Genomic DNA, 15,572 nt, shown 5'->3' with positions numbered 1-15,572 from the left:
TGTGCGGTTATCAATCGGGAACGGGAGGAGGGGCGGGTCCGGATTCGGAGTAGCCGGGTCTGCCCCACATCCCGCCATGACAGCGCGTTCATTTAACGCATATGATTAGGTATACGAAATTGCGTTGAACGATTTTAGAAATTGGTCTTGATGTACCGATCGACGGTGCGTTGGTATCGACTTGCGCACGTTATTTGAATCGTGACTCGTCGCACTACGTAAAAAATAGAACTAGCAACTGAGGCCTGCCTGGCGACGCGATACGCGACATCCGGGCAGATCAGGTGAAATCTTGGAGATCGAAATGAAAAGGACGTTTTTTGCAGTGGGTGTGTTGAGTGTATTCACGGGCGTTGCGCAGGCGCAAAGCAGTGTGACGTTGTATGGCCTGATCGACGAAGGTCTGGACTATACGAACAATGTCGGCGGCAAGAAGCTCTATGCGCTGTCGAGCGGTGATGTGCAGGGTACCCGCTGGGGCCTGAAAGGCACGGAAGACCTGGGCGCTGGTTTGAAGGTGGTGTTCAAGCTGGAATCGGGTTTCGACGTCAACAGCGGCAAGCTGGGTCAAGAAGGCGCGGAGTTTGGACGTCAGGCTTATATCGGAATGTCCAGCGCGACGTTCGGCACGGTGACCGTTGGTCGCCAATATGACTCTGTCGTCGATTACCTGGCGCCGATGACGGCTAATGGCAACTGGGGCGGCGGGATGTTCACGCACCCCTACGATAACGACAACACCGACAACACCTTCCGACTCAATAACGCGGTCAAGTACACGAGCGTCGATTACAGCGGCTTCTCGTTTGGCGGTGCCTATGCGTTCAGCAACTCGACCAATTTCGGGATGAACCGTGCGATCAGCGTAGGCGCGCAGTACAGCAATGGTCCAGTTAGTCTTGCCGCCGCCTATATGAATGTCGATCGCCCCAATGCGGGCACGGCAGGCGCCGTAGCTATCGGTCCGAACGGCAACCCGGACGGTAGTTGGACCGCCATTCATCAACGCGTCTTCGGAGCGGGCATTGCGTACACGACCGGATCCGCAACGGTGGGTTTCGCGTACACGCACACAAACCTGTCGCAGCCGACGGCGACCCAGTACGCGAACTTTGCGGCCAGCCCGACACTCGGAGCGGCAACATCGCTCAAATTCAACAATTACGAGGTGAACGCCAAGTACCAGTTCACGCCGGCGTTTTATGCCGCCGGCATGTACACCTACACGCAGGCGACGTTGGATGGTGCAACAGGTGGCAGCGCTAAGCCGAAATACCATCAGTTTGGTTTGATGGCCGATTACAACCTGTCGAAGCGAACCGATGTCTATGCTCAGGCTGCTTACGTCAAGGTTGCGAGCGATTCAGGTGTCACCGGAACCGGGCTTGAGTTTGCCGTGAATCCTGATGCTGCTGGCCCGTCGTCAACCAGCAAGCAATTCATGGCCCGCGTTGGCATCCGTCACAAGTTTTGAATTGCGGCCGCTCGCTTGATCCCTTTCCACTCACCGACAAAGCATGGGTACGCGGAGTTGGATTGTTGGCTGTAGTTCAGAGCTTGGTTCAATCTCGCCGATGGTTGCAGCCACATATGCCGTGGCTATCAGAAATGGCAAGCGAGCAGTAAAAAACAGGTGCGACACATGTCGCACCGCCTAACGGAGAACATAGATGCGTATCCATAATCTCGGGATCCGGATTGGCCAGGGTCGGCCGGGGCCACTGAACAGCATCACCGATGTATCCGGAGTTCGGGTTGGCCATGCGACGGTCGTTTGCGACTACGCGGGCCAGTCCGTGCGGACCGGTGTCACAGTTATCGAGCCACGTCCCGGTAGCGCGCGGCTGTCGCCGTGCTATGCGGGCTGCCACGTGCTGAATGGTAACGGCGACGCTACTGGTCTCGAATGGGTACGCGAATCAGGCTTGCTGACGACCCCCATCGCATATACGAACACGCACAGTGTTGGCATCGTTCGCGACGCGCTGGTCAAGGCCGAACGCGCGTCGGTGGGCACAAGCCGCTACTGGTGCATGCCGGTCGTGCTGGAAACGTTCGATGGGGTGCTGAACGACATTTGGGGGCAGCATGTCACTGCTGCGCACGTACGCGAGGCCCTTGAAGACGCAAAGGGGGGGCCTGTTGCCGAGGGAGGGGTAGGCGGTGGTACCGGAATGATCTGCCACGAGTTCAAGGGCGGCATCGGTACCGCTTCACGTGTGCTGGATGCGGCCGACGGTGGCTGGACGGTGGGCGCGATCGTGCAGGCGAACTATGGTCGTCGCGATGCACTGCGCGTGGCAGGTTATCCAGTCGGGGAAGTGCTGCGCGATGTGCCGTCGCCGTTTGCGCAGTCTGAGCGGGGAGAGCCGGGTATGGGTTCGATCGTCGTCACACTTGCGACCGACGCGCCGCTGCTGCCGCATCAATGCACCCAGCTTGCAAGGCGTGCTGGGATTGGCCTCGCACGCGTCGGTGGCGGAACCGAGTATTCGAGTGGGGACATTTTTCTCGCGTTCTCGGTCGGCAACGATGGAATGCCTCCGGCCGATTACAGCAGCCGAAGCGCTCTTCTGACCGCGGTGCAAAGCGTGAATCAGGATTTCATGACGTCGCTATTTGTTGCGGCTGCCGATGCGGTCGAGGAGGCGATTCTCAATGCCCTTGTTGCAGCGGTCGACACGGACGGGCAGGGCGTTAATGTCCAATCAATCGGTATTGACCGTCTGCTGGACGCATTGCGGAAGACGGGGTGGCGGCGGGACCCCGCGCGCGATCAAGGAGCCAGTGTACGACGTCGCTTCCTGAAATCATCGCGGCGGCCGCAGGAAATCTGAATCTTTAGTGGGAGTTCGCATTGACCGATCTGTCTTCGACTCAACCCAGCCATGCGGAATGGCAAACGCTCGCGGCACGTGTCGAGCCACGGACGCAGGCCTGGATTGACGGCGGCTTTGTCGACGCGCAATCGGGCTGCACGTTCCCGGCGATCAATCCGGCGACGGAGACGCTCATCGCCAACGTCGCGTCGTGCGATGTCGACGATGTCGACCGCGCGGTTCGCGCGGCGCGCGTCGCGTTCGAATCCGGCGCGTGGTCGCGTAGTTCGCCGGCAGAGCGCAAGCGCGTGCTGTGCCGGCTCGGGGAACTGATCGCCGAGCACGGGCACGAGTTCGCGCTGCTCGATTCGCTGAACATGGGCAAGCGCGTCGCCGACGCCTATGCGGTCGACGTGCCCGGCGCGGCCGGTCTGTTCGCATGGTACGGCGAGGCGGCCGACAAGTTGTACGGCGAAGTCGCGCCGACCGATCCCGGCAATCTCGCGATCGTCACGCGCGAGCCGCTCGGCGTTGTCGGCGCGGTCGTGCCGTGGAATTTTCCGCTCGACATGGTCGCGTGGAAGGTCGCACCCGCGCTCGCGGCCGGCAACAGCGTCGTACTGAAGCCGGCCGAGCAGTCGCCGCTGTCCGCACTGCGGCTCGCGGAGTTCGCGCAGCAAGCCGGCCTGCCGCGCGGCGTGCTGAACGTCGTGCCCGGTCTCGGCAAAACGGCTGGCCGCGCGCTGGGCCTGCATCCGGACGTCGACGTGATTGCGTTCACCGGTTCGACCGAAATCGGCAAGAAATTCCTCGAATACGCGGGCCAGTCGAACCTGAAGCAAGTCTGGCTCGAATGCGGCGGCAAGAGCCCGAACCTCGTGTTCGATGACGCCGACGATCTCGATCTCGCCGCGCGCAAGGCTTGCTTCGGGATCTTCTTCAATCAGGGCGAAGTGTGCTCCGCGAATTCGCGGCTGCTCGTGCAGCGCTCGATTCACGACGAATTCGTCGCGCGGCTCGTCGAGCAGGCACGCGCGTATCGCCCCGGCGATCCGCTTGATCCAGCGAGTGGGATGGGCGCGATCGTCGATCGCGCGCAGTTCGAGCGCGTCGGCGCAGCGATCGCGCGCGGCCGTGAACGCGCGAAGCTCGTCGCGGGCGGCTACTCATGTCGGGTGAATGGCAAGGGCTGGTTCATCGAGCCGACGATCTTCACCGGCGTCGCGCCCGGCGACCCGCTCGCGACCGACGAAATCTTTGGGCCGGTGCTCGCGGTGATCCCGTTCGATACGGAAGACGAAGCGATCCGGATCGCGAACGATTCGATTTACGGGCTCGCGGCGTCGGTCTGGACCGGCAGCCTCGCGCGCGCGCATCGCGTGTCGTCGAAGCTGCGTGCAGGCACGGTGTCGGTGAATACAGTCGACGCGCTGAGCACGCAGACGCCGTTCGGCGGCTTCCGTCAGTCGGGTTTCGGCCGCGATCTGTCGCTGCACGCGCTCGACAAGTACACCGGACTCAAGACGACGTGGATCACATGGTGAGCCGCGCGTTGAATTCCCCTCAACATCTGATTATTTCCCGCAAGGAGACGACTATGAACACCCGTGAGATCCCGCGTCGCGAAACGCGCGACTATCAGAAGAGCGACGCCGCCCACCATCTGCATGCGTTCGTCGACCAGAAGGCACTGAACGCCGAAGGGCCGCGCGTGATGGTGCGCGGCCAGGGCGTCCATCTGTGGGACAACGACGGCAAACGCTACATCGACGGCATGTCGGGCCTTTGGTGCACGAACGTCGGCTACGGGCGAAGCGAGCTTGTCGACGCCGCGACGCGCCAGATGCGCGAGCTGTCGTACTACAACATGTTCTTTCATACGACGCATCCAGCTGTTGTTGAATTGTCGGAGCGGCTGTTCGCGCTGCTCGGCGATCGCTACAGCCACGTCGTCTACACGAACTCCGGGTCGGAGTCGAACGAGGTGCTGATCCGCACCGTGCGCCGCTTCTGGGACGTGATGGGCAAGCCCGAGAAGAAGGTGATGATCGGGCGTGTGAACGGCTATCACGGCTCGACGGTCGGCAGCGCGTCGCTCGGCGGGATGTCGTTCATGCACGAGATGGGCGATTTGCCGATTCCGAACGTCACGCACGTCGACGAGCCCTACTGGTACGCGAACGGCGGCGACCTGACGCCCGAGGCGTTCGGCAAGCAGGCGGCGTTGTCGCTGGAGAAGAAGATTCTCGAACTCGGCGCGGACCGCGTCGCCGCGTTCGTCGCGGAGCCGTTCCAGGGCGCGGGCGGGATGATCTTCCCGCCGGACGGATACTGGCAGGAGATCGAGCGGATTTGCAGGCAGTACGACGTGCTGCTGTGCGCGGACGAAGTGATCGGCGGCTTCGGCCGTACCGGCGAATGGTTCGCGCACCGGTACTTCGGTTTCGAGCCGGATCTGATCTGCATCGCGAAGGGCCTAACGTCGGGCTACGTGCCGATGGGCGGCCTGGTGATGAGCCGCCGGATCGGGGAGGCGCTGGTCGAGCGCGGCGGCGTATATGCGCACGGGCTCACGTATTCGGGCCATCCGGTCGCCGCGGCGGTGGCGCTCGCGAACCTCGACGTGCTCGAACGGGAGCAGCTCGTCACGCGCACGAAGACCGACACCGGTCCGTATCTGCAGAAGGCGCTGCGTGACGCGTTCGCGGATCATCCGCTCGTCGGCGAGATTCAGGGCGTCGGCGCGGTCGGCGCGATCCAGTTCGCGAAGGACAAGGCGACGCGCGAGCGCTTCGCGAACGAGGGCGATCTGACCTGGCACAGCCGGACGGTCGGTTTCGAGCTCGGCGCGATCGTGCGCTCGACGAGCGGCCGGCTGATCGTCGCACCGCCGCTCGTCATCGATCACGCGCAGATCGACGAGCTGATCGGCAAGATGCGCGATGCGGTCGATGCGACCGCGCGCACCGTGCTGCGTTAGTCGGCGGGGCGAACCCAAGGCTGGCGTATGCAGTTCCAGCCTTGCCGTTTCATTGGAGTGACGTTGGTAGGTGCATCGGTGGGTTGCGTGTTCATGTGACCGCGAAAAGTTGCTTTGGCCGTCCGAACTTACCAGCGGCCCCAATGTGCAAGCGCGAAGCTCGCCTTTAGGCCAGTTGCCGTTGCATCGACCGGTTGAATCCGCAGCCAGATACGGACGTTCGAATTCTGCCTACGGGAATTCACGAACGTCCGATCCAGCGTGAACATTAGACGTTGGCGTGCTGACTTGCAGCAACCTTACGCGATCCCCGGCTGGCTGGTCAAATGCTCTTGAGGCGTGCCGGTCCAAGTCGAGCCGAGTGGCTGCATCGAAAGCCAAGTCTTAATGAGCTTGCCTGATTCGGTGCGATAGGACTGCATGCCTGCGCGACTACCCGCACTGGTGAGCATGACGATCAGATAGGCGGTGTCATACGAGAGCAAGCCGATCAGCATCGCCGCCGTGGCAATTTCGGCAGGGACGCGTCGCCGAATCAGTCCGCGCGCGACCAGCATTGTGCCGCTCACACCGCCGCTTGGCAGCACGTGGTCGCTAAAGACTTTCGCGATGCCAAGAGGAACGAGGGGCCGCAGTGGCAGTGAGCGCCTGGCGCGCGCTACCTAGCGCGAACGGGGACGCCGTGCGTCGTCGACCGTGCCGCCACACAATCCGGGCGGCGCCGTTGCTTTTTCCGAGGGACAGTCGGAACCGCAACGGCTCTTGATAAAAGTCAACGATGCGGCTTCCGAAGCTTCGAAGATGAAGGCGTGGCTTTGTTCTCCACGTTCGATGGTTTCGCGCGGCGATCAGCGTGGGCAGATGTATGATCCGACTTGCCGCTCCGCAGGCCGCCGCGGTATCCGGTACGCGGTGCCGGGTAGCGTGGCCGAACGGTTCCTGCTCGTGGCCGACTGCCCGTGCTGATGATTTATGCCTCCCGGGCTACCGATGCGGATGCCTGAAACATCGCACTGATCATCCCTTTCCAGGAGGGCGACATGTTTCCCAACGTGTTTCGCCAGTGTTTTGCCAACGTTGCAATCTTCGCGTCGCAAGTCGGGCTCATCGCAACGGTGCACGCCATGCTGGTCGACGAAGGCTCGGCGCTTTATGTTGGCATACTGTCCTGTTGTTCGGGCGTCGCGGGATTGATCGCGATGCGGCAGTGAACGATCCCGCGAATCGCGCGGGTCCGGTCCTGCGTGTCGCCGAAGCTTCAGTTGTCCGACCCGCGCACCGAGCGGTCGATGTGCGGGTGTTGCCGGTCAATTTCTGCGCCGCGCTGCCGGTGGGCTGGAGGTCGGCGCCGACTTCAGGAGACCGGCGCCGGTTGGCGGACAGCGTGCGGCGATGTCCGTCGCTTGACTCACATCAGCGAGGCAGGACCCTCACCGCGGAGGATGAACGCCCGAAATCGGGTATTGCGAGCGCACCACACTGATGAACCGGCTCTCGCACTCAATCGGCGTGATCAACAGGAACGGAACATGGGAATCGGGATGCAGATCGCTTACTTCGGCTTCGCGGGGGCGGCTCTGCTGGAGGCGGAAGCGAGCATCCAGTTGATGCGCCTCGAGCCGTTCTGTACGCAACTGTCTCGCTGCCATCTCGCGATCGAAGCGATGGACGCGTCGACTTGCCAGCCGAGGTATGACGTACGACTCGATCTGATCACGCGCAAAGGGGGAACCGTCTCGTTCCGCATATGGCGGGCGTGGATCCCGTGGACGCGCTGAAGCGGGCATTCGACATCGCCGAGCGGCAACTCGCCGGGACCGCGGCCGCTGAAACCCACGAGAACTTGCGCTGACACGTCTCGCGCACCGGACGCGATTCGCCATGGCACGATGCACCGGCCTGCCGCGGTTCGTCAGGCGTGAGTCGATCCGCCGCGATGACGGGAGCGGCACGGTCGGTACCTCTGGTCCGGCTAATTGTCTTCGTCGCCCGTGAAGACCTCGTGCTCCGGCACCTCCGCCGTATCGTCGACACACTGCACCCGCCATGCGCCAGGTACTGGTGCCTGCCGGGCATCGCGCAGCCAGCGCGCGAGGCCGGCTTGGCCTTCGAACGGCCCGGACGGCGCGTCGAGATCGAAATCGTCGAGGCAGCACAGGGCGCCGGCGTTGTCGGGACCCGTCATCAGGGTGGCGCCGCCCTCGCGGACGAGCGTCCCCCACACGGGCAGGTTCATCCCTGCATGACCCTCGCGCGACCAGCGACGCATGGCCGTGTCGATCCAGAGAATGGCATAGGCCGAAGGGTTGTCGCAGGCGAAAGTATCGAGATGCAGGGTGATTCGCACGATGGGCTCCGAATCGAAAGGAGGGCGGCCGCCGTCATCGGCGGTCGAGGCTTTTACTTGCTCATGACCCAGCGAATCAGCGTATGCGTGTCCTCGGAGGACAGCGTGCCGACACGCTCGGCGGGCAGCGGCATCGCGGTGTCGCCCCAGTGCGCACTGCCGCCCAGTTTCAGCTTGTCCACGAGGGTGTCCTCGGCATGCGGCGTGTCCCGACACCGTTTCGCGATCTCGCGAAACGATGGTGCGAGGAACGGCATGTCGGTGGTGTGGCAGAACATGCAATGCTGCCGATCGACGAGCACGGCGGGCTCCTGCACCCAGGCCGACGCCGTCCCGAACGCGAGCCACGCGAAGGCGAGTAGGTATCACGGCATGCGTGTCATTGGAGCGGTCGTCATCGCGCGGTGTTCTGCAAGTAGTCCGCCCCAGTCTATGCGTGGTCGCGGGCCCGCGGTTGATGCAAGTCAAACGCCGCCACGCGCTCGCCGGCCGCCTGGATCCGCGGCCCGGGCCGCGCATCGATCCGTGGCGCGTTGACGCATGTCAAGCGCGGTGGCGCTGCCGTGCGTTTCAATGGATTCAGCCAGGACGACCTCGGATGAAGGCGGTGTCCTTGCAGGAGGGCAGTGATGAACCAGGATCGGTTGTTCGCCTCGTTGGCGGCCTTGGCGCGCGACCTGTCGATTCCGGACGACGCGTTGCGGCGGATGCTCGACGACGAAATCGCGGCGCTGACGAAAGATGCCCGCGTGCATGATTACCTGCGGATATTCGCGATTCGTCGCGTGAGCCGGCGCATGCAGTCACTGGACGCTGCAGGCGGGCATCCGGGGGGGGCGGAACCGGGAGGATAGGCGATGCACGCGAGGGTATTCGACGGAACCGGGTCGAGCCTGCGGGATACGTGGGTGCCGGACTCGGCTCCGGCGGCCAGCGCTCAGACGCGGGCGAGCCCGGCCAGATCGATGATATGGATCTGCTTGCCATGCGGGTCGATCAGGCCGGCGCGCTGGAATTTCGACAGCATCCGGCTGACCGTTTCGAGCTTGATCCCGAGATAGCAGCCGATTTCCTCGCGCGTCATGCGCAGGTTGAAATCGGCCGACGAATAGCCGCGCGCCCTGAAGCGTTCGGACAAGTTCAACAGGAACTCCGCGACGCGCTGTTCCGCGGACATCGTGCCCAGCAGCATCATCAGGCACGACTTGCGCACGATCTCGCCGCTCATCATCTTGTGGAGGTGGTGCTGCATCGATCTCACCTTGGCGCAAACCTTCTCAAGCTGGCCGAACGGGATGATACAGACCATGCTGTCCTCCAGCGCGATCGCATCGCTGTTGTGACGCCCGCTGCACACGCCGTCGAGACCGAGCGTTTCTCCGGCGATCTGGAATCCGGTCACTTGCTCCTGGCCGTCGCGATGCATGACGATCGTCTTGAATGAGCCGGTGCGGACCGAATAGAGGCTCTGGAACGTATCGTGCGCGTGGAACAGCGACTCGCCCCGCTTGACCGAGCGGGGCGTGCAGACCACCTCGTCAAGGACAGCCAGGTCTGCATCGTCGAGTTCCGCCGACATGCACGCCGAACGGACCGAGCAGGTCGAGCGGCGCGCGCCGGGACGCTTCACCCGCTCGTCCCGATCGACAGGATGAAGTGCGATCGTCATCGCATACGCGACGGCGGGACAGGCATTTTCGTGGGGTTGGGCAGTCAGCATGATCTGCTCCTGGTTACTCGGTTGGGTGCAACGCCACTGCGTGGGGGGCGTCATGTGGTGGCGCGGTCGGTCTGGTCGAAAAATTCGTTCCTGGTCATTGGCCGGCTGTGCACAGCGTGGAACCTGGCGATTTCGTCTGCGAAGCGGCGGCGACCCGGGACACGGAACCGTGCGGTGCAATCGACGGGCAAGGCTGGCGACGGCATGTTCGGCGCTCGGGCCTCCATGTAAAGCAGTATGGTTCGCCCGCGGCCGGTCTGAAATAGGCCGCGATGGAAAGTCAGGTAAGGTTTGGAGAACGGCTGTAGGAGGATGCTGACAACGGCTGCGGCCGGTGAAGTGTGGGCTCTCAGAAAAGGTGTCTTTGGCCCCCTAGACAGATCAAGGACTTGGACATCTTTTTTGAGACAACCGCATGGCGCACATCTCAGAAAAAGTGTCCTTGGGCACGGGAATTCTCAGAAAAGTCGTCTTCGGGATGCTGCCCACTTCCGACTACGCGTCTCGGCGGAGCTTGGCAACAAGCATCGGCGCAGAAGTGCGCATCAGAATCCGATCGTGCTGATCGGCATGTGCTATAAATGTGCATATCGTGTGCGTTGATCAATCTGCTATGGATCCAAACGTCGACTACGACCCAACGCCATCTGGTGGTTTCGACCAGTTCATGGAGTCGTTGAGGGACCGTGATAGCGGCGCGCCGATCGTCTCAGCTCGCCGGTTCGCGGCCGCCTTGCATATCGATATGCAAACGCTCTCACGGCTGGCCCATGTCCATCGCAATACCTTGAGCCGACTGGCGGGCTCCGAAAGCGTGCAGAAGTTCCTTCGGGACACACTTCGGATCATCCGAGCGGCTACCGATATCTCCGGCGACGTTCAGAGGGCGCTCTTCTGGTATCGCAATGAACCGTTGCCGACCTTTGATTACAAGACTGCTGAGCAGCTCGTTTCAGAAGGGCGCACTGAAGACCTGCTGCGTTACGTTACATCGCTCGAGGCCGGTGCAGCCGGATAGGGTCGGGTACACCCGTTGCGGGTCTGCAAAATAGCGGCTACTCTCACGTCGTAGCCAGCTATGTTCGGCGAAAGAAAACAGGGAGCGGGGCTTACCGGCTTGGACGTGGTTCCGCGGCATGTTCTCGCCCCACCTCTTCAAATGCCCGCTTGATGAGCGGGCATTTTCTTTTTCGCTCCCGTTCGTCCGTATGTCCGCGCGAAAGTGTGTATTTCGCACCCGCTCGCACACAACGAACGGTAGTTTGCGGACCTCAACATCGGGTGTAGCGCACAATTGGGACGGCGTCGCGAACGGCGTCTGTATCGAGCAGATACGCATGCTGCGCTGCCAGGCTCGCCGCCTTGGCTTCGAGCGCTTCACGCAATGAGTACAGTTCTATGATCATTTGATGTGTGGGCCGCGTGACGGTCAGGCCTCACCGCGGCTCGTACGTCAACAGGATTTCCGCCTCGACCCCTGAGACGCATGGCGACAGATATCTCGGATTCGACCGAGCATGCGCCCCTATCGCCCGGGCGACCTGAGAGCAGCGATCCGTTCTGGATGTCGGCGGCGTTGAAGCGATCGGATGGCGCCTGTTGGCCCGGCGGCTGATCAAACGCAGCCTGTCGCACGACGCATGAGCGCGCGTTTGCCGACATCCTGGTGCCGAGACAGCAGAGGTTCGCTTTCCGACGCGACCATTTTCCAGTGTATGACCTGCTTAATCGCTTGCGCCCCAGATCCTTGGATATGGGGCGCGACCGATCAGGTGGAGGTCGAGCGTACCTTCCCCACGATCGTGCATGTGGAGGCGCTTCGTCCGCACGGCGTGGCGCAGGACTTGTGAATCCTTCCCCCAAGACGCCTAGAATTCAGTCATGGCTGCATTCCGCAAGGAGACTGTCATGACTCAGTCGATGATTGGTTGGGTGGTTGGTTTTGCGGTGGTCGCGGTGGTTGCAGTCGCGTTGGCGCGCCGTTACCAGAGCGAACATTCAAGTATGGAAGTCGTTCAGTGGTTGGATTCCCATCACTTGGGGTGGATACACCGCAAACATTGACATCTCCGCGCTGGCGGCGATAACCCCGCCTTGCCGAAGTTTACCGGGGACCAAACGCACCGATGCAGGCGGGCGCATGAAGTCGACCATTTGGTTGTCTCACCAGGGGGGCGTGGCAAGGAAGACATCATGGATGATGAAGTGTGTACAACCCACACGCACGTGGCACGCCTTCGCGTGATGCAGACCACGTCTGAGCGCTATCGCGGAATCGTCCACTTGCACCGCATCGGAGAGGATCCCGGCACCTCTGAGCAATACGATACCGAAGGGGATTTTGCATCGGACGTGGAGGCCCGTGACGCCGCACGAACGCTCGCGCGCAGATTGCTCGAAGAGCAAATCCAAGGGCACGAAAAGGCGCAAGGCATCGATTGAATCTGCGTCGGCGGCCTGGTCGTTACGCAACGTCGATCGGCAACGCGACGTCCATCAGCGCGTAGCGCGCCAGTCGCACAATGCGGCCGCTCGTCCGTTGATCTGCCTTGAGAGCACGGGACAGAAAGGAATGTCGGTGTTACGACGCGAGTTTCCCGTTGACCGGCAGTATGGCGTCGGCTCGCGCAATTTCAGATCGGGACGCGCGTCTCCGATTGACGCGCGCTGCTGTTCAACAGAGAGCCGTATCAAAGAACTGCGTCGAACATCCAATGTTCGCCTCGGTTCTGATCGACGATGTCTTCTGCGTAACGTTGCGAAGCCCGGCGTGCGTCACCGGCACTGGCAAACGGCGAACCGTCTACAAGCTTGAAGGTCTGGCTCCGGGTCAGCGTGGTGTCAGTACCGCGCAGGCAAACCTTGACCGCCGCGTCGACACCGGCTTCGTGGTTGTGAGTACGGCCAGCGCCTGTGTGAAAGTGAGGATAAATCAGCGGATATATTTCGAATCCGCGATAGGTACGCATACTCATGATGAACTCCTGGTGATTGATGGCTACGAATTGCGTAGACGAGTGCAATCAATCCTGTATCGGCGCTACATGGTTAGCGTCGAACAAATCGGTTTCAAGGCACACCGGGCGAAGCCCGTTCGTCTTTGTGCCGGAAATTGATACGCCCTTTGGTAAGGTCATAGACCGACAATTCCAGCCTAACCCGGTCGCCGGCGAGAATACGGATGCGGTGTTTGCGCATGCGGCCCGATGCGTACGCCGCAACGACCGCGCCGTTTTCCAGGGTAACGCGAAACCTGCTGTCCGGGAGCACCTCATCCACGACGCCGTCCAATTCCGGCAATTCTTCCTTTGCCAAATCAATTTCTCCAATCAATGTGACGCGCCGCAATCACAGCGGCGTGCGGATATCCGGTCCCCGACAGGGAGCGGTTTCAGTGCAAATATCGAAAACGCCCATGCGTGGGGGGCGCGTACCAACGCGACATGCGGGCCGCACCTCGTCCGGCGTTAACGTGTCTCGTTATCGCGTCTCGGTGGAGCGCTTCTTCCCGCTCGATTTGGCGGGCGCAGAGGGTGCCTTCGGTGGCACCCAGTTCAGCGCCGCGCCGAGCACCGGCAAATCCTTGGAGCGCCGTGGTCTCGCGAGTGATTTCTTGTTGCGCAACTGACTCATGGTCGAAGTCACCTCCATATGCGTCGATCGCGAACTCACGATGAATGAGCGCCCGATTGTTCGCCGCCGGATGCGCGGCATCCCCCACTTTCTTCCTTGGGGTGTACGTCTTGAGGCGAAACGGTAGCCGCAGCAGGAATGTGGGCGCCTGCGGCAGATGCGAAAGATCCCCGACGATGACTGCGTGGCCGATCCTGCACGCAGGACCGACGAATGATGTGGATTACTGAGGAACGATGTTCGACGCCTGCAGGCCCTTGGGCCCGTGCTTCGTCTCGTAGCTGACCTTTTGACCTTCGGCCAGCGTCTTGAAGCCATCGCCGCGAATCTCCGAGAAGTGCGCGAACAGATCGTCGCCGCCGCTGTCAGGCGTGATGAAGCCAAAACCTTTGTTGTCGTTGAACCACTTGACGGTACCGGTATCCACGGAAATTCTCCTGATATTGGACAAATGTATGCGCCCCGATAGGGGGGCACGAAAAAGGATCAAGGAGGGAGAGGACAACGAATACCGCGTTCCGCGGTCAGTGATGAGCAGCAATCGCGCTTCTTGAAGGCTTCAGACACCCACCCTACGGGGGACCAAACACCCTGTCAAGCTGTTTCGGTCGGAGCATTTCGGGTGGCAGCGCAAGAACACGCCGCGATCGGCGAGGCTCGCCCCGGTTGTATACCCTTGGCTCCTCGGTTTTGATTTGCTTCGAATGTCTAATTGAAATTTCGACGATACCGTCAGGGCACCATCTCCCCGCGTATCGGCGATTGTTCACACGCGGCTGAGCCGGTCCGTGCCGCGCCCAATCGGGGCGGCATGCCATGCGGCGGTTCGCGCAGAACTTTCGCTGTACAAGTTCGCCAATGGGCGTAGGATGGATTTGTTGACTGACTCGCTACCGATTCCCGCGCCACTCAAGGCGCCCCCCTCCGAACGTGATCGGGCCTCTCATCGAAACCGCGCAATGCGGACGAGCGCGCCGCGTATCGGCTGAGTATGCGAAGCGCCTGATCGATGCATGTCTACAGGACACGAGCGTGTTGGATAACGCGTCCTGATCTCTTCCTCGGTCCATCCTGTTTCTGCGTCCGCGGCGCCGCCACAGACTCAAACACGCCTGGCGCATGGCGCGCCGGCAACGTCGGGAGGCTGGATATGAACAGGAAAGACCTGTTGAAATGGATTCGACGCGATGGTTCTGGTGTCATCGAACAGTTCCTGCCGTATGACGCTCGTGCCGAGATGGACGGCGTCATTCTCGATCGTCGTCATGAAATCGATGAGGATGCCTTCCTGATGTTTTTCTCGATCCGCGCGCTGTTGCGCAAAGGCGGAATGGCGAGCTACGAATCGGACCAGGAAGCAGGCCAGATCATGGCACTCCTCAAGCTTTGACTGTTCTGGTCGCGACGATACGCTTCGCGGTGGCCACGGGCCCCGCAGCAACTGAAGGAGGAAGGAAAATGCAACTCGACTCAACCCGATTCCATATCGACCCGACACCGCGCAGGGCCGACGGGGAATACATGGCACACGCGCGGATTAGCATCGATCGTGCAGACGGCAGTGAGTGCGACGTTCAACTAAGCGGAGATCTGGCTGGCTTCGACGTGCGCGAGGATGCGATTGCCTTTGCGAAAAACTGGGCGCTCGAATGGCTCGACGCGAATTTGGTCGACGATCTCCCCGCGTCGATGAATTGAAATTCGGGTGGCACGCCAGCCGCCCGAGCAATCAGGGCGTCGCCGGGATCGAGGCCGACGGCAATACATGCTGCTGCCAAAGCAGGCTGACGCGGTGTCGAAGGTCGGTCGAGAGAATGGCCATCCTTGGAGGGCCACAGACCAAGGCAGCAAGCACTCCCTCCAACGGGCTCATCACCGCCAGATCGGGCCGCATGCGTTCCGCATCCTCGAAGTCCGCGACTCTCGTGAGCCGAACTTCCTCCCAAGTGCGGCGCGTCGCGTCGGGATATCATTCCAGTCGGTCGAAGGCACCCGCTTCGAGATCTTTCCTGAAATGCTGTAGCCAGTCGCTTTCGTCGCCGATCACGTATTCCTTCGTAATCTGCGTCGAGA

General features: G+C 61.6%; 19 protein-coding genes and 2 pseudogenes. 13 read left to right on the top strand and 8 right to left on the bottom strand.

Features of this window, described 5'->3' with window-relative positions:
• Nucleotides 1-298 precede the first annotated feature (298 nt).
• The 4 genes from JYJ84_RS07330 (at nt 299) to JYJ84_RS07315 (ending at nt 5,799) form a co-directional block, all read left to right on the top strand.
• Entirely contained in the window at nt 299-1,474 is a 1,176-nt protein-coding gene (locus tag JYJ84_RS07330) for a porin (protein ID WP_374102094.1), read from the top strand.
• Between the two features lie 196 nt (nt 1,475-1,670).
• Entirely contained in the window at nt 1,671-2,837 is a 1,167-nt protein-coding gene (locus tag JYJ84_RS07325) for a P1 family peptidase (protein ID WP_175220812.1), read from the top strand.
• Between the two features lie 20 nt (nt 2,838-2,857).
• Complete coding sequence (locus JYJ84_RS07320; protein ID WP_374102092.1) at nt 2,858-4,363, top strand: aldehyde dehydrogenase; 1,506 nt, start codon at nt 2,858-2,860, stop codon at nt 4,361-4,363.
• A gap of 53 nt (nt 4,364-4,416) precedes the next feature.
• Complete coding sequence (locus tag JYJ84_RS07315; RefSeq protein ID WP_098553540.1) at nt 4,417-5,799, top strand: aspartate aminotransferase family protein; 1,383 nt, start codon at nt 4,417-4,419, stop codon at nt 5,797-5,799.
• 299 nt (nt 5,800-6,098) lie between these two features.
• Here the strand turns inward: JYJ84_RS07315 and JYJ84_RS37630 are convergent, their stop codons facing one another.
• Nucleotides 6,099-6,356 (bottom strand): hypothetical protein, encoded by a 258-nt coding sequence (locus JYJ84_RS37630; protein ID WP_236027379.1) that lies wholly within the window; start codon nt 6,354-6,356, stop codon nt 6,099-6,101.
• 483 nt (nt 6,357-6,839) lie between these two features.
• Between JYJ84_RS37630 and JYJ84_RS07305 the strand changes: the two genes are divergently transcribed.
• Together JYJ84_RS07305 and JYJ84_RS07300 are read left to right on the top strand one after the other, a co-directional pair.
• Nucleotides 6,840-7,010, top strand: coding sequence for a DUF2964 family protein (locus JYJ84_RS07305; protein ID WP_175220814.1), 171 nt, complete (start codon nt 6,840-6,842; stop codon nt 7,008-7,010).
• A gap of 330 nt (nt 7,011-7,340) precedes the next feature.
• Nucleotides 7,341-7,651: pseudogene (locus tag JYJ84_RS07300) on the top strand (hypothetical protein).
• Nucleotides 7,652-7,771: 120 nt separating this feature from the next.
• On the opposite strand, the gene JYJ84_RS07295 reads toward JYJ84_RS07300, so the two are convergent.
• Both JYJ84_RS07295 and JYJ84_RS07290 read right to left on the bottom strand, forming a co-directional pair.
• On the bottom strand, nt 7,772-8,146 hold the full coding sequence (locus JYJ84_RS07295; RefSeq protein ID WP_175220816.1) for a DUF3564 family protein: 375 nt from the start codon (nt 8,144-8,146) through the stop codon (nt 7,772-7,774).
• A 53-nt stretch (nt 8,147-8,199) separates the two neighbouring features.
• Nucleotides 8,200-8,463 (bottom strand): cytochrome C, encoded by a 264-nt coding sequence (locus tag JYJ84_RS07290; RefSeq protein ID WP_175220818.1) that lies wholly within the window; start codon nt 8,461-8,463, stop codon nt 8,200-8,202.
• A gap of 312 nt (nt 8,464-8,775) precedes the next feature.
• Here JYJ84_RS07290 and JYJ84_RS07285 point away from each other — a divergent pair, with 312 nt between their 5' ends.
• Nucleotides 8,776-9,000 carry a DUF3562 domain-containing protein gene (locus JYJ84_RS07285; protein ID WP_175220820.1) on the top strand — a complete coding sequence of 75 codons (225 nt, stop codon included), beginning with the start codon at nt 8,776-8,778 and terminating at the stop codon, nt 8,998-9,000.
• Nucleotides 9,001-9,083: 83 nt separating this feature from the next.
• Here JYJ84_RS07285 and JYJ84_RS07280 read toward each other — a convergent pair whose 3' ends face one another.
• Entirely contained in the window at nt 9,084-9,866 is a 783-nt protein-coding gene (locus JYJ84_RS07280) for a helix-turn-helix domain-containing protein (RefSeq protein WP_374102093.1), read from the bottom strand.
• A gap of 613 nt (nt 9,867-10,479) precedes the next feature.
• Between JYJ84_RS07280 and JYJ84_RS07275 the strand changes: the two genes are divergently transcribed.
• From JYJ84_RS07275 to JYJ84_RS07265, 3 genes are all read left to right on the top strand, one after another.
• Nucleotides 10,480-10,884, top strand: a complete 405-nt coding sequence (locus tag JYJ84_RS07275; RefSeq protein ID WP_175220822.1) for an antitoxin Xre-like helix-turn-helix domain-containing protein — start codon at nt 10,480-10,482, stop codon at nt 10,882-10,884.
• Between the two features lie 890 nt (nt 10,885-11,774).
• Nucleotides 11,775-11,930, top strand: a complete 156-nt coding sequence (locus JYJ84_RS07270; RefSeq protein ID WP_165940524.1) for a hypothetical protein — start codon at nt 11,775-11,777, stop codon at nt 11,928-11,930.
• Nucleotides 11,931-12,059: 129 nt separating this feature from the next.
• Nucleotides 12,060-12,308, top strand: a complete 249-nt coding sequence (locus JYJ84_RS07265; protein ID WP_226268164.1) for a hypothetical protein — start codon at nt 12,060-12,062, stop codon at nt 12,306-12,308.
• 248 nt (nt 12,309-12,556) lie between these two features.
• On the opposite strand, the gene JYJ84_RS07260 is transcribed toward JYJ84_RS07265, so the two are convergent.
• On the bottom strand, nt 12,557-12,841 hold the full coding sequence (locus JYJ84_RS07260) for a hypothetical protein (protein WP_175220824.1): 285 nt from the start codon (nt 12,839-12,841) through the stop codon (nt 12,557-12,559).
• A gap of 94 nt (nt 12,842-12,935) precedes the next feature.
• The gene (infA, locus tag JYJ84_RS07255; protein WP_122948221.1) at nt 12,936-13,181 is read right to left on the bottom strand and encodes a translation initiation factor IF-1; all 246 of its coding nucleotides are present in this window, start codon (nt 13,179-13,181) and stop codon (nt 12,936-12,938) included.
• A 157-nt stretch (nt 13,182-13,338) separates the two neighbouring features.
• Between infA and JYJ84_RS07250 the strand changes: the two genes are divergently transcribed.
• Nucleotides 13,339-13,494 (top strand): hypothetical protein, encoded by a 156-nt coding sequence (locus JYJ84_RS07250; protein WP_155772935.1) that lies wholly within the window; start codon nt 13,339-13,341, stop codon nt 13,492-13,494.
• Between the two features lie 228 nt (nt 13,495-13,722).
• On the opposite strand, the gene JYJ84_RS07245 is transcribed toward JYJ84_RS07250, so the two are convergent.
• Nucleotides 13,723-13,926: a cold-shock protein gene (locus tag JYJ84_RS07245; RefSeq protein ID WP_012339004.1), complete on the bottom strand. Its 204-nt coding sequence runs from the start codon at nt 13,924-13,926 to the stop codon at nt 13,723-13,725.
• A 723-nt stretch (nt 13,927-14,649) separates the two neighbouring features.
• On the opposite strand from JYJ84_RS07245, the gene JYJ84_RS07240 reads away from it, so the two are divergent.
• Both JYJ84_RS07240 and JYJ84_RS07235 read left to right on the top strand, forming a co-directional pair.
• Entirely contained in the window at nt 14,650-14,889 is a 240-nt protein-coding gene (locus tag JYJ84_RS07240; protein ID WP_012339005.1) for a hypothetical protein, read from the top strand.
• 68 nt (nt 14,890-14,957) lie between these two features.
• Entirely contained in the window at nt 14,958-15,197 is a 240-nt protein-coding gene (locus JYJ84_RS07235) for a hypothetical protein (protein WP_174956778.1), read from the top strand.
• A gap of 271 nt (nt 15,198-15,468) precedes the next feature.
• Here the strand turns inward: JYJ84_RS07235 and JYJ84_RS07230 are convergent.
• Nucleotides 15,469-15,572, bottom strand: a pseudogene (locus tag JYJ84_RS07230) (transcriptional regulator); the annotation flags it as partial.

Origin of the sequence: Burkholderia sp. LMG 13014, from assembly GCF_905232215.1 — a bacterium.
GTDB lineage: Bacteria > Pseudomonadota > Gammaproteobacteria > Burkholderiales > Burkholderiaceae > Burkholderia.
The sequence above is the reverse complement of the archived record's forward strand: the minus strand, read 5'-3'. Positions and strand labels throughout refer to the sequence as shown.

Excerpts from the sequence above, each read along its gene's own strand:
- JYJ84_RS07325 (WP_175220812.1), top strand. The coding sequence starts at position 1,671 with ATGCGTATCCATAATCTCGGGATCCGGATTGGCCAGGGTCGGCCGGGG.
- JYJ84_RS07315 (WP_098553540.1), top strand. The coding sequence starts at position 4,417 with ATGAACACCCGTGAGATCCCGCGTCGCGAAACGCGCGACTATCAGAAG.
- JYJ84_RS37630 (WP_236027379.1), bottom strand. The coding sequence starts at position 6,356 with ATGCTGGTCGCGCGCGGACTGATTCGGCGACGCGTCCCTGCCGAAATT.
- JYJ84_RS07305 (WP_175220814.1), top strand. The coding sequence starts at position 6,840 with ATGTTTCCCAACGTGTTTCGCCAGTGTTTTGCCAACGTTGCAATCTTC.
- JYJ84_RS07285 (WP_175220820.1), top strand. The coding sequence starts at position 8,776 with ATGAACCAGGATCGGTTGTTCGCCTCGTTGGCGGCCTTGGCGCGCGAC.
- JYJ84_RS07280 (WP_374102093.1), bottom strand. The coding sequence starts at position 9,866 with ATGCTGACTGCCCAACCCCACGAAAATGCCTGTCCCGCCGTCGCGTAT.
- JYJ84_RS07275 (WP_175220822.1), top strand. The coding sequence starts at position 10,480 with ATGGATCCAAACGTCGACTACGACCCAACGCCATCTGGTGGTTTCGAC.
- JYJ84_RS07270 (WP_165940524.1), top strand. The coding sequence starts at position 11,775 with ATGACTCAGTCGATGATTGGTTGGGTGGTTGGTTTTGCGGTGGTCGCG.
- JYJ84_RS07265 (WP_226268164.1), top strand. The coding sequence starts at position 12,060 with ATGGATGATGAAGTGTGTACAACCCACACGCACGTGGCACGCCTTCGC.
- JYJ84_RS07260 (WP_175220824.1), bottom strand. The coding sequence starts at position 12,841 with ATGAGTATGCGTACCTATCGCGGATTCGAAATATATCCGCTGATTTAT.
- JYJ84_RS07240 (WP_012339005.1), top strand. The coding sequence starts at position 14,650 with ATGAACAGGAAAGACCTGTTGAAATGGATTCGACGCGATGGTTCTGGT.
- JYJ84_RS07235 (WP_174956778.1), top strand. The coding sequence starts at position 14,958 with ATGCAACTCGACTCAACCCGATTCCATATCGACCCGACACCGCGCAGG.